The 24,113-nt window shown below is 44.5% G+C and carries 21 protein-coding genes; 13 read left to right on the forward strand and 8 right to left on the reverse strand.

The features are described 5' to 3' along the window. Positions 1–27: 27 nt before the first annotated feature. A complete protein-coding gene (locus tag NT175_04010; protein ID MCX6233875.1) occupies positions 28–1,671 on the reverse strand; it encodes an AMP-binding protein in 1,644 nt (547 codons plus the stop codon). Between the two features lie 233 nt (positions 1,672–1,904). Here NT175_04010 and NT175_04015 point away from each other — a divergent pair, with 233 nt between their 5' ends. From NT175_04015 to NT175_04030, 4 genes are all read left to right on the forward strand, one after another. Further along, positions 1,905–2,033 (forward strand): hypothetical protein, encoded by a 129-nt coding sequence (locus NT175_04015; GenBank protein MCX6233876.1) that lies wholly within the window; start codon positions 1,905–1,907, stop codon positions 2,031–2,033. Then, the gene (locus NT175_04020; protein ID MCX6233877.1) at positions 2,020–2,706 is read left to right on the forward strand and encodes a hypothetical protein; all 687 of its coding nucleotides are present in this window, start codon (positions 2,020–2,022) and stop codon (positions 2,704–2,706) included. Before NT175_04015 ends, NT175_04020 begins: the two co-directional genes overlap by 14 nt. A 76-nt stretch (positions 2,707–2,782) precedes the next feature. After that, positions 2,783–4,108: a sugar porter family MFS transporter gene (locus tag NT175_04025; GenBank protein MCX6233878.1), complete on the forward strand. Its 1,326-nt coding sequence runs from the start codon at positions 2,783–2,785 to the stop codon at positions 4,106–4,108. A 135-nt stretch (positions 4,109–4,243) separates the two neighbouring features. Next, positions 4,244–4,900, forward strand: coding sequence for a DUF4159 domain-containing protein (locus tag NT175_04030; GenBank protein MCX6233879.1), 657 nt, complete (start codon positions 4,244–4,246; stop codon positions 4,898–4,900). A gap of 35 nt (positions 4,901–4,935) precedes the next feature. Here NT175_04030 and NT175_04035 read toward each other — a convergent pair whose 3' ends face one another. From NT175_04035 to dnaE, 4 genes are all read right to left on the reverse strand, one after another. Then, positions 4,936–7,575, reverse strand: a complete 2,640-nt coding sequence (locus NT175_04035) for a valine--tRNA ligase (GenBank protein MCX6233880.1) — start codon at positions 7,573–7,575, stop codon at positions 4,936–4,938. A gap of 224 nt (positions 7,576–7,799) precedes the next feature. After that, positions 7,800–8,735 carry a DUF58 domain-containing protein gene (locus NT175_04040; protein ID MCX6233881.1) on the reverse strand — a complete coding sequence of 312 codons (936 nt, stop codon included), beginning with the start codon at positions 8,733–8,735 and terminating at the stop codon, positions 7,800–7,802. A gap of 11 nt (positions 8,736–8,746) precedes the next feature. After that, positions 8,747–9,064, reverse strand: a complete 318-nt coding sequence (trxA, locus tag NT175_04045; protein MCX6233882.1) for a thioredoxin — start codon at positions 9,062–9,064, stop codon at positions 8,747–8,749. 183 nt (positions 9,065–9,247) lie between these two features. Further along, the gene (dnaE, locus tag NT175_04050) at positions 9,248–12,715 is read right to left on the reverse strand and encodes a DNA polymerase III subunit alpha (GenBank protein MCX6233883.1); all 3,468 of its coding nucleotides are present in this window, start codon (positions 12,713–12,715) and stop codon (positions 9,248–9,250) included. 259 nt (positions 12,716–12,974) lie between these two features. On the opposite strand from dnaE, the gene NT175_04055 reads away from it, so the two are divergent. Both NT175_04055 and rimM read left to right on the forward strand, forming a co-directional pair. Then, on the forward strand, positions 12,975–13,709 hold the full coding sequence (locus NT175_04055; protein MCX6233884.1) for a 30S ribosomal protein S16: 735 nt from the start codon (positions 12,975–12,977) through the stop codon (positions 13,707–13,709). A gap of 12 nt (positions 13,710–13,721) precedes the next feature. After that, the gene (gene rimM, locus NT175_04060; protein MCX6233885.1) at positions 13,722–14,270 is read left to right on the forward strand and encodes a ribosome maturation factor RimM; all 549 of its coding nucleotides are present in this window, start codon (positions 13,722–13,724) and stop codon (positions 14,268–14,270) included. Between the two features lie 13 nt (positions 14,271–14,283). Here rimM and prmC read toward each other — a convergent pair whose 3' ends face one another. Beyond that, a complete protein-coding gene (gene prmC / locus NT175_04065; protein MCX6233886.1) occupies positions 14,284–15,171 on the reverse strand; it encodes a peptide chain release factor N(5)-glutamine methyltransferase in 888 nt (295 codons plus the stop codon). A gap of 68 nt (positions 15,172–15,239) precedes the next feature. Here prmC and NT175_04070 point away from each other — a divergent pair, with 68 nt between their 5' ends. The 4 genes from NT175_04070 (at position 15,240) to NT175_04085 (ending at position 18,717) form a co-directional block, all read left to right on the forward strand. Then, entirely contained in the window at positions 15,240–15,890 is a 651-nt protein-coding gene (locus NT175_04070; GenBank protein ID MCX6233887.1) for a hypothetical protein, read from the forward strand. Next, positions 15,887–17,143, forward strand: coding sequence for a glycosyltransferase (locus NT175_04075; protein ID MCX6233888.1), 1,257 nt, complete (start codon positions 15,887–15,889; stop codon positions 17,141–17,143). Before NT175_04070 ends, NT175_04075 begins: the two co-directional genes overlap by 4 nt. Positions 17,144–17,236: 93 nt before the next feature. Further along, positions 17,237–18,091 carry a hypothetical protein gene (locus NT175_04080; protein MCX6233889.1) on the forward strand — a complete coding sequence of 285 codons (855 nt, stop codon included), beginning with the start codon at positions 17,237–17,239 and terminating at the stop codon, positions 18,089–18,091. Between the two features lie 26 nt (positions 18,092–18,117). Beyond that, a complete protein-coding gene (locus NT175_04085; GenBank protein ID MCX6233890.1) occupies positions 18,118–18,717 on the forward strand; it encodes a peptidylprolyl isomerase in 600 nt (199 codons plus the stop codon). Positions 18,718–18,784: 67 nt separating this feature from the next. Here NT175_04085 and NT175_04090 read toward each other — a convergent pair whose 3' ends face one another. Further along, positions 18,785–20,140 carry a Gfo/Idh/MocA family oxidoreductase gene (locus NT175_04090; protein MCX6233891.1) on the reverse strand — a complete coding sequence of 452 codons (1,356 nt, stop codon included), beginning with the start codon at positions 20,138–20,140 and terminating at the stop codon, positions 18,785–18,787. 81 nt (positions 20,141–20,221) lie between these two features. Between NT175_04090 and NT175_04095 the strand changes: the two genes are divergently transcribed. Then, the gene (locus NT175_04095) at positions 20,222–20,920 is read left to right on the forward strand and encodes an aspartate/glutamate racemase family protein (GenBank protein ID MCX6233892.1); all 699 of its coding nucleotides are present in this window, start codon (positions 20,222–20,224) and stop codon (positions 20,918–20,920) included. Continuing rightward, positions 20,917–21,645 carry a DNA alkylation repair protein gene (locus NT175_04100; GenBank protein MCX6233893.1) on the forward strand — a complete coding sequence of 243 codons (729 nt, stop codon included), beginning with the start codon at positions 20,917–20,919 and terminating at the stop codon, positions 21,643–21,645. The genes NT175_04095 and NT175_04100 overlap by 4 nt, the downstream gene beginning before the upstream one ends. Positions 21,646–21,734: 89 nt before the next feature. Here the strand turns inward: NT175_04100 and NT175_04105 are convergent, their stop codons facing one another. Beyond that, complete coding sequence (locus NT175_04105; GenBank protein ID MCX6233894.1) at positions 21,735–23,282, reverse strand: alpha-L-fucosidase; 1,548 nt, start codon at positions 23,280–23,282, stop codon at positions 21,735–21,737. Between the two features lie 182 nt (positions 23,283–23,464). Between NT175_04105 and NT175_04110 the strand changes: the two genes are divergently transcribed. Next, complete coding sequence (locus tag NT175_04110; protein ID MCX6233895.1) at positions 23,465–23,740, forward strand: hypothetical protein; 276 nt, start codon at positions 23,465–23,467, stop codon at positions 23,738–23,740. The last annotated feature ends 373 nt before the right edge of the window (positions 23,741–24,113 follow it).

Raw genomic sequence — 24,113 nt, forward strand, 5'->3', positions numbered from 1 at the left:
TGATCAAATATGAATAGGGCTGCAAAATCAGGTATAAAGAAACCGCTTGATTTTATGCGTAGGAGTTTTTTTGAACGGATCGGGCTGAACAATGACTGTTTGCAATTGTGAGAATTTATTTACCCTCTTATTAACATATTCGCGTATTTCAATCAGCGACTCCTCTTTTTTTCGCTCCACATAATTCTCTACGTGGTTTTTCAAGTGGTGGTAGCGCTGTTCAATTTCTTCATGGTTAAAATGGACCAGGGCAACAAGTTTACCTTTTTTTTCCACGACAAGTGATTCATTTACAAGCGGAAAGTTGTTGATGACCGATTCAATCTCTTCAGGGTAAATATTTTCACCATTTGCGCCTACAATGATGTTTTTTATCCGTCCTTTAATATACAAGTAACCATCTTTGTCAAACACTCCCAGGTCACCGGTTTTAAACCATCCATCAGCGGTTATCACCTCTTTGGTAAGGAGTGGTTCCTTGAAATAGCCCATCATCACATTCGGGCCTTTGGCCCAGATTTCACCTTCAGCGGTGTGTTTGTCAGGATTATTAATTTTCAACTGCACGCCTTCGATAGCGGGACCTGTCGACTCAAGCCTGATGGTCTGGGGATTTACACCTGCCAGCAAAGGTGAGGTTTCGGTCAGCCCATATCCGATAGCATAGGGAAACCTGGCTTCGATGAGGAAACTTTCAACGTTCCTGTCAAGCTTGGCTCCGCCGATGCCAAAAAAATGCAGCTTGCCACCAAAGGTTTTCATGAGTTTCTTGCCGGCAATCCGGTTCATTACCCTTCTGACAGAGGGAATTTTATACAAGGCTTTGGAAATCCAACTTTTAGTCAGGGTAGGCAATATTTTGGTCCGGTATATTTTTTCGATGATGAGTGGTACAGTCAGCATCACTGTGGGTTTAACAATCTTCAGGGCCGGAAGTAACACTCCCGGTGTGGGTGATTTGCCTATGTAATATATACATGATCCGCCCAGCATCGGAAGAATAAGTCCCAGTGTGTTTTCATAAGTGTGGGAAAGAGGAAGGATAGAAAGAAACCGGTCGTTTTCATCGACAGGCTGAACCACTTTTCCTTTTAAAGCATTGAAGCAGATATTTTTATGCGAAAGCATCACTCCTTTCGACTTACCGGTAGTGCCTGATGTGTAAATGATGGATGCCAGGTCATCATCTTTAACCTGGTATTCTCTGGCAGGCTCGGCATCGGGATTAAAGAAAACACCCGAATTTTCAGATTTTTTGACCAAAAAGTCATCAATAATGACTGTGTCTTTTAAAAAGTCGCTCTTGATGCTGCTAACCTTATCCGATAAACTTTCCGAAACAAAAATAGCCTTCGACTCGGAATGGTTTAGGATGTTCTCGATTTCTCCCGGAAGAAAATCAGGTAATAAAGGAACAGCAACAGCTCCCATGAATGTAATAGCGTAATAAGTGATACCCCAGTTGGGCATATTCGGGCTGAGGATGGCAACTTTGTCGCCAGGATTAATGCCTAGTTGCTCCAGAAAAGCTATTAATGCCCGTATGTGGCGGTCAATCTCCTGATAGGTTTTTGGAACTTCACCGACGATAGCCATTGCATTGCAGTGACCATATGTCTTCACGGTTTTCTTAAATAACACCGGAAGATTCATCCCTGGTTTTTCATCCATTGGGAATTTCTTTGAACTGCAAAAGTACAATTTTATTTCAGTTGACCGAGATTAATTACTAAGCCAGTTTTCCTATTCTTGCCACTCAGTGCCTATACTGTTAAGCTTGGAGATATGTTAATTAATAGTTTTGGTCAGTCAAGTTAATAACAAAAAATGCCGGTCTATGTAAAACTTTTCTATTTTAGTGCCTGCTAAAAGAAATTACACAGTATTGCAAAAATAGCGAGCCAATGTTCATTCAGGTCGATAGCAACCGGTTTACTGATCATAAGGGTGATATGTATGATTCTGAGGCTAAGTATAATTATCTTCTTGGTGAAGTGATTGACATTAAACATTATAATGATGAAATCGTTTGAATTCTCATTTGAGGAATTACAGATTGGAACAGCAGATATAGAACAAATGCTGGGTTATGACCCCGGCTTTACTCCAATGCCAATCACTGAGACGATTAATGATGTGATAAAAGATGCTGCCTCACACAGTTCAATAAAAGGAGGATATTTGATTTTCGATGATGTCGTGTTAAATAAAGAACATCATACCCTGACTGTGAGGGATATGGTGTTTGATATACAAAAAAATGTCTATCAGAATATCAGACAATCGACACAGGTTGCTTTTTTTCTTTGTACAGCCGGTAAAGGAATGTCCGACTGGTCAAAGTCGCTGATGAATGATGGCCAGATATTGAAAGGATATATTGTGGATGTCCTGGGAACCATTATCGTAGAATCGGCCATGATCAGCATCCATATTCACTTGAAGAAAGCGATGGAGGTAGAGGGTTTGAATCTCACCAATCGTTATAACCCCGGTTACTGCGGATGGAATGTGCTGGAACGATATAAACTATTTTCTTTTTTCCCAGAAAGATTCTGTGGTATTACCCTGAGCAATAATGGCTTTATGAATCCGCCTAAATCCGTGAGCGGCATCATCGGTATTGGGGAACGCGTGAAATATAATCCTTATGATTGTGGTTTATGTAAAATGAAAAATTGTATGTATAGAACCTATAAGGAATAAACATTAGAATAAACGTGACTTTATTCTGTTCTTTCTTGAGATATTGGAAACCACAGATTTACAATAAAATCAAATTATGAAGCGCGCATTGCTGATTTACACTTTTATCGCAGCCCTTGGAGGATTGCTTTTTGGTTTCGACACAGCTGTTATCAACGGCGCATTACCTTTTTTTACAACGCATTTCGGGCTCACGGAAGCCATGAAGGGGTGGGCTGTCAGTTCGGCACTCATCGGATGCATTATGGGTGCCTTATTTATCGGACGGCCCGGTGATATTTTCGGAAGGAGATATATGTTACGGATCCTGGCTGTTTTATTTCTTATCTCAGCCATCGGAACAGGGCTTGCCAATAACCTGACGGTTTTTGTCATTTTCCGATTTATTGGCGGACTGGCTATTGGCGGATCATCCGTGCTCTCACCCATGTATATATCGGAGATAGCTCCTCCTCATCAGAGGGGGCGGCTGGCCATCACGTTTCAGCTGGCTATTGTCATCGGTATCCTTGTGGCTTTCTTTTCGGATTATCTGTTATTGAACACAGGACCAAATAACTGGAGATGGATGTTCCTTGCAGGAGCAGTACCTGCCATAGCCTTTTTTATCCTGTTATTTTTTGTCAGCCGCAGCCCCAGGTGGCTGGTTAAAACAGGCAGGATCGAAGAAGCCCGGAGAGTTTTGAAAGAAGTGAATGCTGAAGCCGATTGTGAACGAACCATTAGTGAAATACACGATTCGATCAATAGCGAGGTAATGAATAAAAGCATCTACCTCTTTAAAAAACCCTATCTGAAGCTTATACTCATCGGCATTGCCGTGGGCATGTTCAATCAGTTCACCGGTATAAACATCATCATGTATTATGCAACGGATATCTTCCGGTCGGCCGGCTTCTCAACAGGTTCAGCCATCGGTCAAACCGTACTCATAGGATGTACCAACCTGATATTTACTCTTGTTGCGATGACCATCATCGATAGGATCGGACGAAAAAAGCTCTTGCTGACCGGTGCTATCGGCATGGCCATCTTCCTTGGTTTATTCTCATATGCTTTCATTTCCGGTAATATCGGTGGATATCTGCTGCTCATCATGCTGATCGGTTTCATCGGGTTCTTTGCCGCCTCACAGGGCGCAGTCATCTGGGTGCTGCTCTCCGAGATGTTCCCCAATAACATCAGGGCACGGGGATCAGCTATCGGCTCATTCTCGCATTGGTTCTTTAATGCGCTGCTAACTTTCCTTTTCCCCGTCATAGCAGGTACTATTGGGACAGGCGTTGTTTTTATATTTTATGCTGTGGCCACTCTGGTGAGCTTCTTCTTCTTTAAAAAATTCCTTGTCGAAACCAAGGGGAAATCTCTTGAAGAACTGGAGAGGGTGGTCATAAATAAATGACCTGTTTAAAAACCTGTATCAAAAGCCTTGCAAATAATCTGTAACTTTGCGCCCTTTGCGCCTCTTTTGCGTCCTTTGCGCCTCTTTTGCGTCCTCTGCGCCTCCTTTGCGTCCTTTGCGGTTAAACTTAGAAAAATGAAATACCAGTTCTTAATCATAATAGCAGCTTTTTTCGGATTCACAAGCCTCGTCGCCCAGCCATCAATTCAAATAGCCCTTCTGAAATACAAAGGCGGCGGCGACTGGTACGCCAATCCCACATCCCTGACCAATCTCATTGACTTTTGCAATAAAAATCTTGGCACACGGATTAACGGCGACTATGCCACCGTGGAGCCCGGTGACCCGGATATCTTTAACTACCCCTTTATCCATATGACCGGCCATGGAAATGTCGTCTTTACTGAGGAAGAAGCCCGGAACCTTAGAAAGTACCTTATCGCAGGGGGTTTCTTGCACATTGATGACAACTACGGCCTTGATCAGTACATCCGCCCTCAGATTAAAAAGATATTCCCGGAACTGGATATCGTTGAGCTGCCATTTGATTTCCCTATTTATCACCAGAAGTTCGAATTTAAAAACGGGTTGCCAAAAATTCATGAGCATGATGGCAAGCCCCCGCAGGGTTTCGGACTGATATGGGAAGGACGGCTGGTGTGCTTTTATACCTATGAATGCGACCTTGGCGATGGATGGGAAGACCAGGCTGTCCATAAGGACTCGGAAGAGACACGCCTGAAAGCGCTTCAGATGGGAGCCAATATCATACAGTATGTGTTTATGCAGTAGAATTGATTACCGAACTAATAGCGAGGTGCGAATGGTCATTTCCTCCTCAGCATCGCCAACTGATCCTCTACCACCCTGATCTTTGCCTCGGCATCGGCTTTTTTCTTTAGCTCCATGTCAACAACATTCTTCGGTGCGCCGGCTACGAAACGCTCATTGCCAAGCTTTTTCATCACTGTATTCAGAAAGCCCTGCATATACGCTAATTCATCCTCCAGCTTTTTGATCTCTGCCTCAACATCCACCGAGCTGGTCAGAGGAATATAGAACTCTGTGGAACGGACCATAAAGGTCAATGCATGCTCAACTTTTTCATCCACATAATTTACCCCTGACAAATTGCATAATTTGACAGCGACACTGTCGAACGTTGTATCGGGCTCTTCGTCGAAATTCTTTTTAACCGACAATTCTATTGCTTCTCTTACAGGAATATTCTTTTCTTTACGGACGTTCCGGATCGCGACGATCACATCTTTCGCAAAGTCAAATTTCATGAGGGTTTTGTGACTGTACCTCTTTTTCTCAGGCATCCGCGATATGATGATGCACTCCTTCTGCTTCCTCTCACGTAACATGTGCCATATCTCCTCGGTGATAAAGGGCATGAAGGGATGTAACAGTTGCATGAGCTTCTCAAAGAAGGCGACAGTAACATTAAAAGTAACCTTATCGATGGCTTTGCCATATTCCGGCTTGATCATCTCCAGATACCAAGAGCAGAAGTCATCCCATATAAGTTTGTACACCGACATCAGAGCTTCCGAAATCCGGTATTTCCGGTACTGTTCGTCAATGATCCCGATGGACTCATTCAGGCGCGCTTCAAACCAGGCTATTGAAATCCTGGAGGATTGTGGTTGTTTAATTTGTTCGTCAACCGTCCATCCTTTCAACAGCCGTAAGGCATTCCATATCTTATTGCTGAAATTACGTCCCTGTTCGCACAGCACCTCATCAAAGGGCAGGTCGTTGCCTGCAGGTGAGGTGAACAGCATGCCGACGCGCACGCCATCGGCGCCATATTTGCCCATCAGTTCAATGGGGTCGGGTGAGTTACCCAGCGACTTCGACATCTTGCGGCCAAGCTTATCACGCACGATGCCGGTGAGGTAGACATTATGGAAGGGTATATCTTTCCGGTATTCCAATCCTGCCATGATCATGCGTGCCACCCAGAAGAAGAGTATTTCCGGCGCGGTGACGAGTTCATTTGTCGGATAATAATATTTAATGTCAGGATTGTCAGGGTACCGTATGCCATCAAAAACCGAAATGGGCCACAACCACGATGAAAACCATGTATCGAGTACATCTTCATCCTGCTTTAAATCGTCAATCTTCAATCCGTTAATCTTGAATCGTTCTTTCGCTATCCTGTAAGCTTCTTCCCTGTTAATAGCAACCACGACCTCCCTGTTGGGCAGATACCATGCCGGTATTCTGTGCCCCCACCATAACTGCCGTGATATGCACCAGTCACGGACATTCTCCATCCAGTGACGGTATGTATTTTTAAACTTGGCAGGATGGAATTTCACCACGTCGTTGTTGACCACATCAAGGGCAGGTTTTGCCAGTGCCGGCATTTTAAGGAACCACTGCAGCGACAGCTTGGGTTCAATGGCAGCATCCGTTCTTTCAGAATATCCAACTTTGTTCACATAGTCTTCGATCTTGACCATGTAACCTTTCTCAGCCAGTTCCGCCGAGATCTTTTCCCGAACGTCAAAGCGATCTCCTCCGACATACAAAAGTGCCGCAGGGCTCAGGGTACCGTCATCATTAAAGATGTCGATAGTTTCGAGATTATATTTCAGCCCGATGGTATAGTCGTTAATGTCGTGTGCCGGTGTGATCTTCAGGCATCCGGTGCCAAATTCCATGTCGACATAATCATCAAATATGACCGGAATGGAGCGGTTTATGAGTGGAACAAGAACACGTTTGCCGGCCAAGCGTTTATACCGTTTATCTGCAGGATTCATGCATACTGCCGTGTCACCAAGTATAGTCTCAGGACGTGTGGTGGCAATGGTGACCCATCCATCATCCGTTCCTTCGATCTTGTAACGTACATAATACAATTTGGAATTCACCTCTTTATAGATGACCTCTTCATCCGACAGGGCTGTCAGCGCTTTGGGATCCCAGTTGACCATGCGGACACCACGGTACACCAATCCTTTGTCATACAGGTCAATGAACACCTGGATGACAGACTCATACATGCCTTCATCCATGGTAAAACGCGTCCTGGACCAGTCGCAGGAAGCGCCAAGCTTCTTAAGTTGCTCCAGGATAATACCGCCATGCTTTTCCTTCCACTCCCATGCATGCCGCAGGAATTCCTCTCGTGTGATGGATGACTTGTCAATGCCGGCTTCACTGAGCTTAGCCACAACCTTTGCCTCGGTAGCAATGGAGGCATGGTCGGTGCCCGGGAGCCATAATGCATTTTTCCCCTGCATCCTGGCACGACGGACTAAAATATCCTGAATCGTATTATTCAGGATGTGACCCATATGCAGTACGCCTGTCACATTCGGTGGAGGTATCACAATGGTATACGGTTCCCTCTCATCAGGAACGGACCTGAAAAATCCATTTTCCATCCAGTATGCATACCATTTGTCTTCAGTGTGGGATGGATCGTATTTCGGCGGAATCAGCATGAATGATTTTCAATTAACAATGATCAAGGATCAATGATCAATATTTAAATAATAGAAAGGGCAAATGTAGTAAAAAACCAGATAAATATAATCCCCACTGCGTCGGGATTTCGCTTCGCTCAACCTGTAACCTGCAACTTGCAACCTATGATCCCGACTGCGTAGGGATTTCGCTCGGCTTCGCCTCGCTCAACCTGCAACCTGTAACCTGAGCCTGCAACCCATCAATACATCTTCTCCCTCTTCAGCAAATACGGCAGCAGAATCTGGTTAAATCCACGGTTAATGTCAGCTTCAACAAAGTCGATATGATACTTGCCACAACGCAGCTTGAGCTCATTTTTGAATTTACTCAATGTACTGACATATTGCTCCTTAACCTCATGAGGTAAAATTTTAATTTCCTCGCCTGTTTCCATGTCGATAAACTTATAGGGTCTGTTGTCGAAGTCGAAATCGAGTTCTTTATTTTTATCCATGACATGGAACAGGATCACTTCATGTTTGTTGTATTTCAGGTGCTGCAGTGCAGAAAAAAGTTCATCGGCATTGCTGCGGCTTTCCATCATGTCGCTGAAAATAATTACCAGGGAACGTTTATGTATCCTATCGGCTATTTCATGCAGAGAGGCTGTTGCAAAGGTATTTTTATGTGTCGTCAGTGCAATGGGCTTCAGCATTTTTTCCAGTTCCGTGATGAGGTATTTATAGTGCACGGAGCTGGATTTTGCCAGGGTATGCATCTCAATCGTATCGGAAAAGATGCTCAGTCCGGCTGCGTCGCGCTGTTTCTTCAGCATATGCATTAGTGCGGCAACGGCGTATATGCTGAAGGTGATCTTGTTGGGATTATCTATTGAAAGATTTTCTTTGACAGGAAAGTACATTGATGAAGAGTTGTCGATGATGAACTGGCAGCGGAGGTTTGTTTCTTCCTCAAAGCGTTTGGTATACAGCCTGTCGGTGCGGCCATAAAGTTTCCAGTCGATATGTTTTATCGATTCCCCGGCATTGTATTGCCTGTGTTCGGCAAACTCAACCGAAAAACCATGAAAGGGGCTTTTATGAAGGCCGACGATGAATCCTTCCACAACCTGGCCTGCAATGAATTCCAGATGGCCATAAGGCTGAAGCCGGTTTTGATCGATGGAATATTCCAAATCAATGACTATTAAAGATATTTTTCAAGTTTTGCCACCAGTGCGGTTTTGGGAACGGCGCCAACCTGCCTATCGACGATTTCTCCATTCTTGAAAAATAAAATGGTGGGGATATTTCTTATGCCGTATTTGGCTGTAACCGCCGGATTATTATCTACGTCGAGTTTCCCGACGACGATGCGCCCTTCATATTCCTTAGCAATATCTTCGATGATGGGAGCCACCATCCGGCATGGCCCACACCATACTGCCCACACATCGACAATAGCGGGTTTCCCGGATTTTAAAATCATATCGTCGAAATTCGCATCCGTAATTTCTAAAGCCATAACGCAAGGTTTTAATGTCAAGATTTGCCCAAAAATATGCATTTAATTAATCGTATTGAACAATTTTTATCATGGATTGCTAACTATTTATTGTCGCAACTACGTTGCTGGTAGCAAAGTTCAATCGGCCATCGTTCAATAGGCCATCGGCAATCGCTCAATCAAGACAGACTTTCTCTATACTTAATTAATCTTGAAGCTGAACTCCGGCATTTGCCTGATCTCGCTTATGAAATCCGACACCAGGATTTTCAGCTTTGGTGATAGCATTTCCACACTAAGGTTTTCATCCGGATCGGTGATAAGGAATTTTAACGGGCATTTGCCCTTATGTTTTTTTATCAGCTCCGAAATCTGGTCTATGCGTTCACTGGTGATTTCGGAAAGGTTGAGGAGGAGTGTCACCTGGTTAGTGAACCTGTCGAGCACCTCAGAGAGCAAGTAAAGGCTGCTGGTTCTTATTCCGAGCAGTGTTTCCGAGTCATAACGCGGTTCTATCTTCGTCTTAGCCAGCAATGCCGTGCCTGGAACCAGCAGATGCTTCATTTTGAGATAATCTTCAGAGAACAGGTGAAGCTTTATTGAATCATTATAGTCTTCGATAATAAATATGCCGAATGGGTTGCCTTTCTGTGAGGTGCGTTGTGTAACCTCAGTGACGATGCCGCAAAATGACAGCTCTCCCCTGGATTTGAATTCCGGCAGTTTGTCCTTAAAATCAGCTATTTCGACATTGCAGAAGTTGTGGATTTCGACTCTGAAATCATCCAGTGGATGACCTGACATATAAAAGCCTGTCACCTCTTTTTCATTCTTGATAATATCCATTTTTGTCCATGGCTCACAGGATGGCAGTTGGATGGAAGGCCCGCTGACAGCGACATCTTCGCCGAACAGGGACACCTGCGATGAATTCTGCTTGTACTGAAAGTCAGCGGCATGGCGGATGACCTTTTCAAGAAACGTCGTTTCCTCGCCGTCCTCATGAAAGAAATACTGTGCCCTGTGTGTCCCTGCGAAGCTGTCGAAAGCTCCTGCCTTGGCCAGGGCCTCAATACAACGTTTATTCACGGAACGCAGGTTGACGCGCAGGGCCAGGTCAAAAATGTCGCTGAAAGGTCCGTTTTTATCGCGTTCCTCAATGATGTGCTCTACCGCTGTTTCGCCGATACCTTTTATGGCTGCCAGCCCAAAACGTATCTCACCCTTTTTGTTGACGACGAATTTCATATCACTTTCATTGATATCTGGGCCTAAAACAGATATTTGCTGCCGTTTGCACTCATCAATGAAATAGGTTATTTTTTTGATATCACTCAGGTTATGGGTAAGAACAGCAGCCATATATTCGGCAGGGTAATGCGCCTTCAGATAAGCTGTTTGATAGGCTATTACCGAGTATGCTGCCGAATGCGACCGGTTAAACCCATAGTTGGCAAATTCCTGTATGATGCTGAACACTTCCGATGCTTTCTGCTCATCGATACCTTTGTGAGAGGCGCCCTCGACAAAGTCGGCTCTCTGCTGTTCCATGACATCCTTCTGTTTCTTGCCCATGGCACGCCGCAACAGGTCGGCTTTGGCCAGGCTGAAACCGGCGATGACCTGGGCTGCCTGCATGATCTGCTCCTGGTAAACCATGATGCCATAAGTCGGCTTTAAAATACCCTCCAGCAAAGGATGGGGATATACAGTTTTTTCGATATTATATTTCCGGCGGATATAATTTTTGATAAACTCCATGGGCCCCGGGCGGTATAAAGCATTCATGGCAATAAGGTCCTCAAAATCGGTGGGCTTTAATTCCCTCAGGTATCCTCTCATACCGTCCGATTCAAATTGGAAGGTACCTATGGTCTCACCGTGCTGGTACAGTTCAAATGTCTTTTTATCGTTGAGTGCAAGGTTTTCAATATCTATCCTGATGCCATGCCGCTTATATACATTATCGACCGCATCCCTGATGATCGACAGTGTTTTCAGACCGAGGAAGTCCATCTTCAGCATGCCGACCTGTTCAACCATTTTCCCTTCATACTGGGTAACCATAAGGGAGGAGTCTTTGGCTGTGGCCAGCGGGATATATTCCATGAGATTATCAGGTCCGATGATGACACCGCAGGCATGTGTGCCTGTATGACGTGTAGAGCCTTCAAGGATCTCGGCGAACACCAGTGTTTTTCGTGCCAGCTCAGGGCCATTCCTTTTGATGTTTTCCAGCTCCGGCACTTCCCTGTATGCCCTGTTGAGGGATGTGCCGGGCTTATCGGGCACCAGCTTGGCCAGGCGGTCGGTTTCATCAAGTGGCAATTTAAGGACGCGGCCGACATCCCTTATGGCCAGCCTGGCGGCCATAGTGCCAAAAGTGACGATCTGAGCCACCTTCTCCTCACCATATTTGCCGACGACATATTTCAGCACCTGTTCCCGTCCTTCGTCATCAAAATCAATGTCGATATCAGGCATGGAAACCCTTTCGGGATTGAGAAACCGTTCAAAAAGAAGGTTATACTTAATGGGGTCGATGTTGGTGATGCCGGTACAGAAGGCCACTGCCGATCCGGCAGCAGAGCCCCTGCCGGGCCCGACGATGACGCCTCTCTCACGGGCAGCATTGATAAAATCCTGGACAATCAGAAAATATCCCGGGTAATCCATCTTGCTGATCACCTCGAGCTCAAAATCCAGGCGCTGTTTGATCTCTTCGGTAACAACCGCATAACGTTTTCTGGCACCTTCATACGTCAGATGACGCAGGTACTCATCTTGTGTTTTGAAATCAGGTGGTAATGGAAACCTTGGCAGAATGACCTTGTCGGTGGTGATGTCGAAATTTTCAATTTTTCCCACGACTTCCATCGTGTTGGCCAGAGCTTCCGGCATATCACGAAACAGCTCAGCCATCTCATCAGATGACCTGAGGAATTCATTACCGGTATAATGCATGCTATCCTCCGAATCGGCATCCTTGCCGGTATTCAGGCAGATGAGTATATGATGGGCTTCGAAATCTTCGGAGTGAATGAAATGAACATCATTGGTGGCAATTACTTTGACGCCATGTTTTTTAGCCAACCTGATGAGGGCGGTATTAACGGTTTTTTGCTCCGGCAAGCCATGATCCATCAATTCCAGATAGAAATCCCCGCCGAAAATATCGATATATTCCTTCAGGGCATTTTCTGCTTTATGTTCATCCTGTTCCAGGATGGCTGAAGCTATCTCTCCTCCCAGGCAGGCTGAGCTGGCAATGAGCCCCTCGTGGTACTGCCGGAGTAAATCCTTGTCAATGCGCGGTGTATAGTAAAAATTCTCCCTCTTGTATCCGAGCGAACTCAGCCTGGAAAGATTTTTATAACCTGTCAGATTCCTGGCCAGCAGAATGAGGTGATAACCGCTTCTGTCAACTTTGCCTGATCTGTTCTGGCATCCCCTCCTTGCCACGTACATCTCACAACCGATGATAGGTTTAATGCCCTGTTCTCTGGCTTTCACGCAAAAGTTAAGAACCCCGTATAAGTTACCATGGTCTGTGATGGCCAATGCCTTCATATCGAATTCTTTTGCCCTCGAGAGCAATCCCTTGATGCTGGCAGCACCATCCAGTATCGAGTATTGTGTATGTACGTGTAAATGAGTAAAATCTGGCATTTTATGTCGATTGTAAATAGATGGGAAAATATATCATCCGGCATGGTAAAATTAAATAAAAGAGAATAGGGATAATGGAATGTTGATAAAATTTGAAACACAACCTGCGTTTTGAAATTCAATATTTTTCTTTTTATTTTCAGAAAATAATCCGACCTTTGCAGCCCGTTTAAATAAATGGGTTTTATCCCAGATATTCAAGCAACTACAATAATGTATTATAAATTATTAATTGTTAACTGTTAATTGATTACGTATTATGCCAGCAAAAATGAGGTTACAGAGACGTGGTAAGAAGGGCATGCCCTTTTACCATATTGTCATTGCGGATGGTCGTGCACCACGTGATGGGAGGTTTATCGAAAAAATCGGCACTTACAATCCATTGACAGTTCCGGCTGATATCCAAATCGACTTCGATAGGGCGCTGGACTGTCTGCAAAAGGGTGTTCAGCCAACTGACACTGTGAGGGCGATATTATCTTATAAAGGCATCCTTTATAAGTATCACCTGCAAAAGGGCGTTCAAAAGGGAGCGTTAACCCAGGCACAGGCCGACAATCGCTTAAGCGAATGGCTGACAGCCAAGGAGGTAAAAATAAGCGCCAAAGTCAAAGCACATGAAATGGGTAAAAAAGAATCACATAAACACCGGCTTCAGTCGGAAGTTAAAATCAAAGAAGCCCGTGAAATTGAAATTGCTAAAAAACGTGCTGCCGAAATAGAAGCCGAAGCCGAAGCACGTGCAGAAGAACCGCAGGTGGTTGAGCCACCGCAGCCAGAAATAAGGGATCTGGAATACACACCACCGCCCGTCGCCGAAGCACATGTAGAAGAACCACAGGTGGTCGAGCCACCGCAGCCGGAAGTAAAAGACCTCGAAGTCACAGCACAGCCTGTCGCTGAAACCACAACTGAGACAGAGCCGGCTGAAGAGGTCAAATCCGTTGAAACAACAGAACCGGAAGCTACTGAAGAAAGTGAAGTAAAATGACAGCATGGCTGTATGACTCCTGTTCATCGTTATGATAAAAATGATTGCCTCTGCGTCGGCAGAATACTGAAAACGACAGGTTACCAGGGTGAAATGATTTTCCTTCTGCATGTTGACGATATTGAGAAATTCATCAATATAGAGTATGTTTTTATAGACATGGATGATGAACTGGTTCCTTTTTACATCCACGAAATGACGTTGCGTGACGGCCATACCGCCATTGTAAAACTTGATGATATCGATTCATTGGAACAGGCACGCAACCTGCAGAACAGGGAATTGTACCTGCCGTCGAAAACATTATCCCCATTAAAAAATGAGGGATATATCATTACTGACGTCGTTGGCTATAGCATCTCCGATAAAAGACTCGGAGATATAGGGATCATCCACAGCCTCATCCATCTGCCTGAGCAGACACTTTTCAGCATCGTGTATAAAAAAAAGGAAATCCTCATACCGGCAGTCGAAGAGATCATCGTGGAAATCGACCATGCAAAAAAGCACGTCACTGTCGATGCCCCGGAAGGATTGATTGAGATCTACCTGAAAAAATAGCGGTTCCATGCCATTATTCCGCAGCACAAACCATCCGGTCCTTCCCGTTAAGGTCTTTTCTTAATTCAATATCATTATAGCTATAGCCTTTAAGAAGATCAACGACATCCTTCCCTTTACTCTCGTTGATCTCAAGGAATATCCTACCTGCAGGATTCAGGTGCTGCCTGGCAAATCCGGCAATAGCATCATAAAATATCAGGGGATGGGAATCATCGACAAAAAGTGATAGCCAGGGCTCATAATGCAGGATATTCTCCTTCATGAACTTTTGTTCAGCAAGAGTGATATATGGAGGATTGCTGACCACCACATCAAACATCCCCAAATCTTTAAGATGATCCCACATCAAAATGTTATGATTTCTGAAAGTGACTTTCACCGTGTTATGCCGGGCATTCTTGCGGGCTGTGCTGAGGATCATACTGAAAATGTCGGTTCCGGTGACGTGAACATTCTCAAGATGTTTTTTAAGAGAGATGGCTATACATCCGCTGCCGGTGCCAATATCAAGGATTTTCAAAGGTTTATGGCTTTCAGTGCGTTCCTTTTCCAGCCTGAGATTATGGATTATCCATTCGACCAACTCCTCTGTTTCAGGACGGGGAATGAGAACATGTTCATTCACAAAGAATTCCATCCCATAAAATTGTGCCCTGCCAATGATGTATTGAACCGGCACACGTTCCATTAAAAGGTTGATGGCCTTCTCAATAGATGATTGTATGTCAGCGTCAATGACCAATCCGGGTTCAGCCATGAGCTTTACCCTGGATAGCCCTGCATACTCTTCGAATAGAAGATAACGAAGACTTTCGCTCTCCCGGTTGTCGTAAACTGTTAACAGAATCTCTTTATATCTTCTGAATAAATATCCGACGGTTGCCTGATTTTTTTTCATGTGACTAAAGTAAATAAATATTGTAACTTTGATTGAAAGAGGTCACAAAATTCTCATCTCTGCGCATTATGAAAGGTGATATTCTGATCATCACTGACAACCATCATCAGGCTGCCAGGCAGTGTGTCGAATATATATTGCCCGGCATCAAAGATTCAAGACAGAAACTGGTCATAACTGTTGCCGGCGAATCAGGAGCAGGGAAATCTGAAATTTCCGCTTCCATAGCCACCAAATTAAATGGTCTGCTTATTAAAACTACTGTCATTCAACAGGACGATTATTTTGTCTATCCACCCAGGACCAATGCAGCCAAAAGGCTGGAGAACATCAGATGGGTAGGACCACAGGAGGTCAGGCTGGATCTCCTCGAAACGCACATCAAATCCTTCTCTGATGGGGCTGTGTCGATTATCAAACCACTGGTTATTTTCAGTGAAGACAGGATCGATAGCGAAGAGGTCAAGCTGGAGGAATACAGAGTACTGATCATCGACGGCACATATACGACATTACTGGAGGGTGCCGATATAAAAATATTCATCGATCGTGATTTAACTGACGCACGTACAGCCCGCCAGTTACGGAACCGGGAAAAACAAGATGCATTCCTTGAACAGGTTCTTAAAATTGAGCATAAAATTATTTCAAAACATAAGCTGCTGGCTGATATTATCATAACAAAAGAGTTTGAAGCCATAAAAAATATGAACCGGTGAAAAAAACAATCACGAACATCTGCATGCTGAGCACACATGGGTATTTTGATCCTGTGCCACAGCTTGGCCGCACCGATACCGGCGGCCAGGTCGTTTACGTGATAGAGCTTGCCAAAGCCCTCTCACGCCAGGGATACGCAGTTGATATTTATACGCGATGGTTTGAACGAGAAAAAAAGCGGATTGATCCCGTGCCGAGATATCCTGCTGTGAGGGTGATAAGGATCAATGCTGGCGGATGGGAATTCCTGCCCAAGGAGGTCATTTATGATGTCCTGCCACAGCTTTCATCTAATATGAAAGCGTTCATACGGAAAAATGACCTGAACTATGATCTTTACCATGCACATTATGTGGATGCCGGTATTGTCATGATGGATATTGCCAGGTCGGAGCAAAAGCCCTCTTTTTTCACTGCCCACTCCCTCGGGGCATGGAAGCGTGAAGAAATGGGTGGCAATCCTAAGGAAATGGAGATAAAATATAACTTCATACACCGTATAAAAGCGGAAACGGAAATATTCCGGACCGCCAATGCCCATACGGTGACATCCGAATTACAGCATGATAAGCTGAAAGAACTCTATAATTATTTTGATGATAATATCACTGTCATTCCTCCCGGTGTTGATATCGGGAAGTATCATCTTCCTTCTGGTCATGACCTGGAGATAAAAACCGGGTTACCTGAAAAATATGTCTACTACCTGAGCCGTATCGACAACACCAAAGGCCATGATATGCTGCTGCATGCCTTTGACCTGGTGAGAAAAGAGATCAATGATATTCATTTGGTCATAGGTGGCGGATCGCCGAGCCCTAAATCACGTGAGATGGAGGTTTTTTCCATGATACAGGGGATCATTCAGGAGAAAGACATGGCCGGCAGGGTCCAGATCATCGGCTATGTTCCCGATGAAATGATGGCTCCCTATTATCAGAAAGCGCAGGTCTTTGTTCTCCCATCGCTGTTCGAACCATTTGGCATGACAACCTCTGAAGCCATGGCTTGCGGAAAAGCAGTGGTGGCATCAAAATTTGGCGGCATCCGGAATGTCATCCGAAACGGAGTGACGGGATTGCTGGTCGACCCGAAGAATGCCACAGAGTTTGCAGGGGCTATGATACGGTTGCTTAAAGACGATACGCTCCGGAAGAGAATTGGTTTAGCAGCCAGTGAGCTGATCACAAAGAAGTTTTGCTGGGATGCCATAGCTGCAAAGCATATTGCATTCTATATGAAATATTTATAGGGACTTCATCCCGATGAAAATCGGGATCGGGTTCAGAACCATTAACCTTTTTTAACCGCAAAGTTCGCAAAGGAGGCGCAGAGGACGCAAAGTATGATGTACCTTGTATTCGCATTATTGGCTTCGACCGGAATCATCATCACATTCCGGCTGTTTGAACAATACAAGGTCAACATTGTGCGGGCTATTGCCATAAATTATATCATCGCAGCAGGTTATGGGTATATATCGCAGGCCGGTATATTCTCGGTCATCTCTTTACCCGGTAAAGAATGGTTTCCGTTTGCATTGGTCATCGGTGTGGCTTTTATCATCGGATTTAATCTCTTTGCCTTGTCGGTGAGGCATGCCGGCGTCGCAGTGACAGCTATTGCCAGCCGCATGTCGGTCGTCATTCCTGTCACCTTCGGATTTATATTGTTTCATGATCCTGCGCCTGCTTTAAAGGTTACCGGTATCCTCATCGCTCTCTGTTCCTTTTACTTCATCTTCGCAAAAAGTGATCATCCGGGCCATCCAGGGCAATATATTTACTTGCCTCTGCTGCTTTTCCTGGTCAGCGGCACCAGCGACCTCCTGATTAAATTCACTCAGTATTATCATTTAGGTGAAGAGTTTGTGCTGTTTCTGTCAACGGTTTTTTTTACGGCATTGGTCCTGGCTATTGTCATGCTGACATTCAAATCACGGCAGGGAGGATGGAAATTCGAGCTCAAAGATATCATAGGCGGCATCACGCTTGGCTTGCTTAACTGGTGGTCGACGATATGTTTCCTGAGAGGATTGAAGGTATTTGATGTGTCATGGTTTATACCGTTATATAATGTCGGCGTTGTGGTGATATCGGCACTCGTCGGATATTTTGTATTTAAAGAGCAGCTTAGATTAAAAAACTGGATAGGTGTTGTAATGGCTATACTGGCGATACTTATGATTGCATTATCGTGACAAATAAGGTTTTAAGATTTACATTTATGAAAAGATCACAACTCCTTTTAAAAGCAGCATTGATTTTAATGATTAATATTACTTTATTCTCCTGCCAGACCAATAATCCACGCGTCATCATCGGAACAGAAACCGGCAATATCAAAGTTGAGCTATACAAGGATGCAGCGCCTGTTACGGTCATCAACTTCCTCAAGTATGTTGATGACGGTTTATATAAGGATATCACCTTTTACCGCGTTGTCAGGCCTGATAACACGACAAATCCCGTGAGTATTGATGTGATACAGGGCGGGTTGGATGAGAAGATGAATGTTGACAGCCTCCCTCCGATTTTGCATGAATCCACCAATGTGACTGGCATCCTTCACAAAGACGGTGTTATTTCCATGGCCCGTTATGGCCCCGGCACTGCCACCAGTGAGTTCTTCATTTGTGTCGGCGACCAGCCCGCACTCGACTTCGGCGGAAAACGCAACCCTGATGGCTTTGGCTTCGCCGCTTTTGGTAAAGTCATCGAAGGGATGGACGTCGTCAGGAAAATATATAAAGGAACGACTGAAGGTGATTTTCAGAGGCTGGTGAAGCCTGTACGGATCATTGATATTCATAGAATAAGAAGATGATATTACCGGCAAGTATTATAAACAATCTTCATCTTTCATGTGGCTGTCGCCTTGTTCAATTTTATTTTCAGGATTTCATCACCTGTAATTCGCGTGGTGTTTTCCACATGCCCCGTGTGAAGTCGGGAAACTTCATTGGTACGCCACCGGAGGCAATGGATTGTTCGCTGAGATCAGTTACAGCGCTTATCACCGTGGCGTCATAAACATCCATATCAGGCTCCGTTCCTTTTAAAAGGGCATTGATCAGGCGGTAGTCCTCGATGAAGTCCATGCCTCCATGGCCGGCGCCTTTACTTTGCTTTTCCAGTTCGCGCCATACAGGATGCTTATATTCCTTCATGTAAGCTTTTATATCTTCCCATTCATCATCGGGGCTTTTACCTTCAATATATATTTTGGGTTCAGGATATTTCCTGACCAGTCCCTTTGTACCCTGGACAAGAATATTCCTGCTATACGGACGGGGAGAGCTTGTATTGTGGGTGACGACGATTGTTTCACCGTTCATTGTCCTGATAAGTGTGGTGACCACATCGCTGAGCGTATACTTTTCCTGTGCTTGGGGGCTGCCGGCGCCAAACCGGTCAACGGCATAGGCATGAAGTCCCCGTGTTTTTGATCCGAATGACACCAGGTAATCGAAGTAGTTGCCGCGGTTGATATCCAGGCATTGCGCCACGGGTCCGAGGCCATGTGTAGGATAGAGGTCCCCGTTGCGTTTCATCGAGTAGGGGCGACGCCATACCCCTTCCCCCTTCATGTCGAACTTAACCGGACGCAGATCGTGAAGGTAACCGCATTCAGCATGCAGCAACTCTCCGAACATGCCCTTCTTAACCATATTCAGGATCAGCATTTCGACAGAATCGTAGTTGCAGTTTTCCATCATGATGCAGTACTTTCCTGATTGCTCGGAGGCTTCAATAAGCTGCCAGCATTCGTCGATGGTGCGTGCTGCCGGCACCTCCGTGGCAGCATGTTTGCCCGTGTTCATCGCCTCAAGGCACACAGGCACATGCCATTCCCAAGGTGTGGCATTATAAACGAGATCGATGTCATTACGCTGGCAGAGACGCTTAAAATCCAGCTCTCCTGCGCTGTATCCCTCCGGCCGCGGTTGTCCGGCCTTCTCAACTAAGCCCTGGGCATGCTTCACCTTGTCCTCAATGATATCACAAACAGCTACAACTTCAGCACCCCTGATCTTCAACAAATTTTCGACATGTGCTGTGCCCATGCCACCAACACCCACATATCCGATACGGACACTGTCCAAAGGTTTCCCCACAGGAGCATACCTGACCGGCTCCATGAGCCTGTTGAAATCAACCGATGCCAGCATCCTGTTGGTGAGGGCCAGCCCGGCTCCCGCCAGTGCGGCCTTTTTGATGAAATCGCGGCGATTAAATTGTGACTTCATAATACTTTCTTTTTAATTAGAGTTTGACAGACCAAATTTATAAAAAGGTTTTTGTAATTTTAACGACTCAAGAAATCATTCATGAAAACTCTCGGCCTCATCGGCGGCACAGGATATATATCAACGGTTGAATATTACCGGCTGATCAATGAAGGTGTCAATAAAAAACTGGGAGGGCTTGAATTTGCTAGATGCGTCCTGTATTCACTGAATTATGGTGATATCAGTGCCCTCAATAGGCAGAATGATATTCCAAAGATCTATGAACTTGTCCTTGATGCGGTGAATAAGCTCATCCTGGCCGGTGCTCAGGGTCTCATCTTGTGTGCCAATACATTGCATCGTTTTGCCGATGACATCGAAACGCAAATTAATGTACCGTTGATACATATAGCCACAGCAACTGCTGCTCATATCCGGCAACAGCAACTCACTAAGATCGGACTGCTTGGAACACGGCAAACTATGGAACTGGATTTTTATACATCACGGCTGAAGGAACACGGCATAAATACCATCATTCCTGAGAGGGATGACAGGGACTTCATTCAGGATGCCATTGAAAATGAGCTTCTGAAAGGGATATTCCTGGACAAGACAAAAGCCAGGTTTATTCGCATCATGAATATCCTGAAGGATCAGGGAGCCCAGGGTATCATACTGGGCTGCACCGAGATACCGCTAATTATCAGCCAGAAGGACACAGACCTTCCCGTTTTTGATACGTTGAAGATACATGCCCAGGCAGCAGTGGATTTCGCTATTGAAAACAAACAATGACAACCATGAATACGCCTGAACAACTCTATGCAGACATTATAAGCTGCTGCGAAGCCAACACCAATGAAGTAATCGTCAAAAAATATTCCCGCTATTTTAAGGAAGGCTGGAATGCTTATGGTGTGACATCAGAGCTTCTACACACTAAAGTAAAATCTATCCTGGAAGCTACAGGCAAAGATTATAATCTTATCATCAGAACCTGCAGGCTACTCGTAAAAGGTCCAAAATATGAAGAAGTCAGCATAGCTTACCTGTTAATTAAAAGCTTCGAAAAGCAATTTACCTATGATACATTTAAAGAAATTGAAAAGTGGTTTGAGACAGGAATAAACAACTGGGCACACACCGATGTCATCTGTAGCGAGATTATACCATTCTTCTTCAAAAAATCACTCATTACATTGGATGATTTGTCGGGATGGCGGACTGCCGCGAATAAATTTCAGCGGCGTGCGGTGCCTGTGTCGATGATTAAATTGCTCAAGGTCACTGAAGATTATTCACCTTTTTTCAATTTTATTGATCCTATGATGCTCGACCTGGAGCGGGAAGTACACCAGGGGTTGGGCTGGTTTTTGCGGGAGGTATGGAAGATCAGAAATGATGAAACCGAAACCTTCCTCTTGAAATGGAAAAACCAGTCACCACGGCTGATCTTTCAATATGCATGTGAGAAAATGACACCCGAAGGCAAACAAAGATTCAAGAGAGAAAGCAAATAGCTCCGCTCATCCACTTTGCGCCCTCTGCGCCTCCTTTGCGACCTTTGAGGTTAAAAAATTTCTCTCCTGAGGATCAACTTAAAATCCTGCTATTCTACATCGTCCGGTGTTTTGTACAATCCAAATGTCTTCAGTGTCGGGCTTGTTCTTGACTGTTCTATGTTTAATCTTACCCTGTTTGTTGTGATTGCCGATAAACGTAGTAATCGTTTGTATCCAACCGTTGTTCCTTCGCTTATTTGATTCCACTGTTCCTCATCCCATACATCTATGTTGAACTTTTCAATTCTTTGTCCCACCAGGATATTTTCCTGAAGCATAATACAATTAAAAGTCTGCTTTTCCCGCAATTCAAATACCAAGGAGGCAGAGGTCACTTCTTCATCAGTTGTCCAGTAATTCTCAGGATTACTATCGGTAATTGCCGATGAATAAAAGCCATTTCGCTCATTTGAAGCTACGACAGTTGCTTCAGCAGCAAAATTTTTTTCAAAGGTTTGGTTAAGTATCTTCTTCATTCCCATAAGACTCATGATGTCGCTATCATGAATACGTCCACAATTGTCAGGTGGAATATTCAATAAAAGGACTGAATTTCGCCCAACAGAGCTGAAATAGATATCCACCAGTTTTTCAGGTGATTTCACAAGGGAATCCTCTTTTTGGTGATAGAACCATCCGGGTCTTATCGACACATCTGTTTCAGCAGGATACCATATAAGAGATGCTGCATTTCTGATTTTCTCCCGGCTACCGAGTTCCTCGGTCGTTAGGTCCCCAGGTATGAACAATTCATCAATCGGAAACTGTTTATCAGCTATACTGTAAGAATCAGTATTATGAAGGATATCGGGTATCACGCTCCATTCGGTTTCCCGGCCAAAACCTGACTCTGTCCCCACCCACCGCACATCGGGTCCCATGCCAAAGATCACTGCACCGGGCTGGAGTTTCCTGATAATCCTATAATAGGACGGCCAGTCATACACCTGCTTTTTGCCATTGGGTCCTTCACCACAGGCCCCGTCGAACCAGACTTCTGTGATGTCACCATAATTGGTGAGCAGCTCTGTCAGCTGGTTCCTGAAATATTCATTATACACTGGGGAATCACCGTAGGCAGGCTCATGCTTATCCCATGGCGACAAATAAATTCCAAATTTCAGCCCATATTCACGACATGCCAGCGACACTTCAGCAACTACATCACCTCTGCCATTTTTCCATGGTGAATATTTAACAGAGTGCCGGGTGTACTGGCTTGGCCAAAGGCAGAATCCATCGTGATGTTTGGCAGTCAGGATAAGCATCCTGAAACCTGCCTCTTTCAGTACCTTAACCCACTGGCCGGCATCGAAATCTGTCAGATTGAAAAGTGCCGGACTCTCTGTTCCATCGCCCCACTCCCTGTCAGTAAACGTATTCATGCCAAAGTGGGCAAAGGCGATGAGTTCGTGCTCCTGCCAGGCATACTGCTGCGGTGATGGGACCACATTTGCCGCCTTGCGAATGACTGAATCAAGGGACTCACCGGGAGGAATAATGACATAATTATTTTGCTGGGAATGTCCTTCATCATTTATTGCCAGAATGAACAAAATGAGGAGTATGGAGATGGAAACTATTTTTTTAGTCATCCGGCACAACATTTTAGTTTTAAAAAATGAGCATTACATCAAAATTATAATCTTTTCTGTATCTGAAAATCATTTTATTAGTGACAATTTAATGACTATCCCTATTAAAAACCTGAATGAAATAGTCATTGCTAATTGCATTGGAATTTTACTTATCTTGGCCTGGCTAAAACTTCATTGTCATGGAAATCAATGTCGACACAACTAATCCGAGCCAGGAAGAGGTCATATTCCAGGACTATCTAAAGCACGGTGATGACTTTTATAAGATTGAAATATACCGCCATGCATTAACATGGTACAAAAAAGCCCTTGAAGTTAAACCTGATGACCCATTAGCAAAAGAAAAAGTCACTGCTCTTGAACAAAAGATCAAAGGTGAACGAAAGGTGTTTATCATTCTGCTGGCAGTGGCGGCGCTGATTGTGGCAGTTATTATGACAATAAAGGCTTTATAAATTCTAAAATCCAAAACCCAAACTCAAAATAAATCACAATTTTCAAATTTCAATATTCAAACTGTTTGGTAATTTGGATTTTGTGATTTGGAATTTATTTGGGATCCCGACGGGATCGGGATTTCGCTCAGCTTCGCTTCGCTCAATTTGGTGCCTGGTATTTGGGATTTATCGCGTAGCGATTGTATTAGGGTTTTAAGTCTTTTGTTACTTGGAGTATAGCAAATATAAGATTAACATAGATTTTCACGGTAAACAACCACCCGTATTTTACGAGTAGGAAGCTCCCTCAAAGGTAACATTCATATTGTTAAGCCAGGAGTATTTCTGCCTGGAAAATTGTTTCATTACCTCGAGAATGAGCGGGAGGGTT

This window comes from Bacteroidota bacterium (assembly GCA_026391695.1).
Taxonomy (GTDB): Bacteria; Bacteroidota; Bacteroidia; order Bacteroidales; family JAGONC01; genus JAPLDP01.

Bases quoted from the DNA above. Each gene is read 5' to 3' on its own strand.
- NT175_04010 (MCX6233875.1), bottom strand. From the start codon at position 1,671: ATGGATGAAAAACCAGGGATGAATCTTCCGGTGTTATTTAAGAAAACC.
- NT175_04015 (MCX6233876.1), top strand. From the start codon at position 1,905: ATGTTCATTCAGGTCGATAGCAACCGGTTTACTGATCATAAGGGTGAT.
- NT175_04020 (MCX6233877.1), top strand. From the start codon at position 2,020: ATGAAATCGTTTGAATTCTCATTTGAGGAATTACAGATTGGAACAGCA.
- NT175_04025 (MCX6233878.1), top strand. From the start codon at position 2,783: ATGAAGCGCGCATTGCTGATTTACACTTTTATCGCAGCCCTTGGAGGA.
- NT175_04030 (MCX6233879.1), top strand. From the start codon at position 4,244: ATGAAATACCAGTTCTTAATCATAATAGCAGCTTTTTTCGGATTCACA.
- NT175_04035 (MCX6233880.1), bottom strand. From the start codon at position 7,575: ATGCTGATTCCGCCGAAATACGATCCATCCCACACTGAAGACAAATGG.
- trxA (MCX6233882.1), bottom strand. From the start codon at position 9,064: ATGGCTTTAGAAATTACGGATGCGAATTTCGACGATATGATTTTAAAA.
- dnaE (MCX6233883.1), bottom strand. From the start codon at position 12,715: ATGCCAGATTTTACTCATTTACACGTACATACACAATACTCGATACTG.
- NT175_04055 (MCX6233884.1), top strand. From the start codon at position 12,975: ATGCCAGCAAAAATGAGGTTACAGAGACGTGGTAAGAAGGGCATGCCC.
- rimM (MCX6233885.1), top strand. From the start codon at position 13,722: ATGACTCCTGTTCATCGTTATGATAAAAATGATTGCCTCTGCGTCGGC.
- prmC (MCX6233886.1), bottom strand. From the start codon at position 15,171: ATGAAAAAAAATCAGGCAACCGTCGGATATTTATTCAGAAGATATAAA.
- NT175_04070 (MCX6233887.1), top strand. From the start codon at position 15,240: ATGAAAGGTGATATTCTGATCATCACTGACAACCATCATCAGGCTGCC.
- NT175_04080 (MCX6233889.1), top strand. From the start codon at position 17,237: ATGATGTACCTTGTATTCGCATTATTGGCTTCGACCGGAATCATCATC.
- NT175_04085 (MCX6233890.1), top strand. From the start codon at position 18,118: ATGAAAAGATCACAACTCCTTTTAAAAGCAGCATTGATTTTAATGATT.
- NT175_04090 (MCX6233891.1), bottom strand. From the start codon at position 20,140: ATGAAGTCACAATTTAATCGCCGCGATTTCATCAAAAAGGCCGCACTG.
- NT175_04095 (MCX6233892.1), top strand. From the start codon at position 20,222: ATGAAAACTCTCGGCCTCATCGGCGGCACAGGATATATATCAACGGTT.
- NT175_04100 (MCX6233893.1), top strand. From the start codon at position 20,917: ATGACAACCATGAATACGCCTGAACAACTCTATGCAGACATTATAAGC.
- NT175_04105 (MCX6233894.1), bottom strand. From the start codon at position 23,282: ATGACTAAAAAAATAGTTTCCATCTCCATACTCCTCATTTTGTTCATT.
- NT175_04110 (MCX6233895.1), top strand. From the start codon at position 23,465: ATGGAAATCAATGTCGACACAACTAATCCGAGCCAGGAAGAGGTCATA.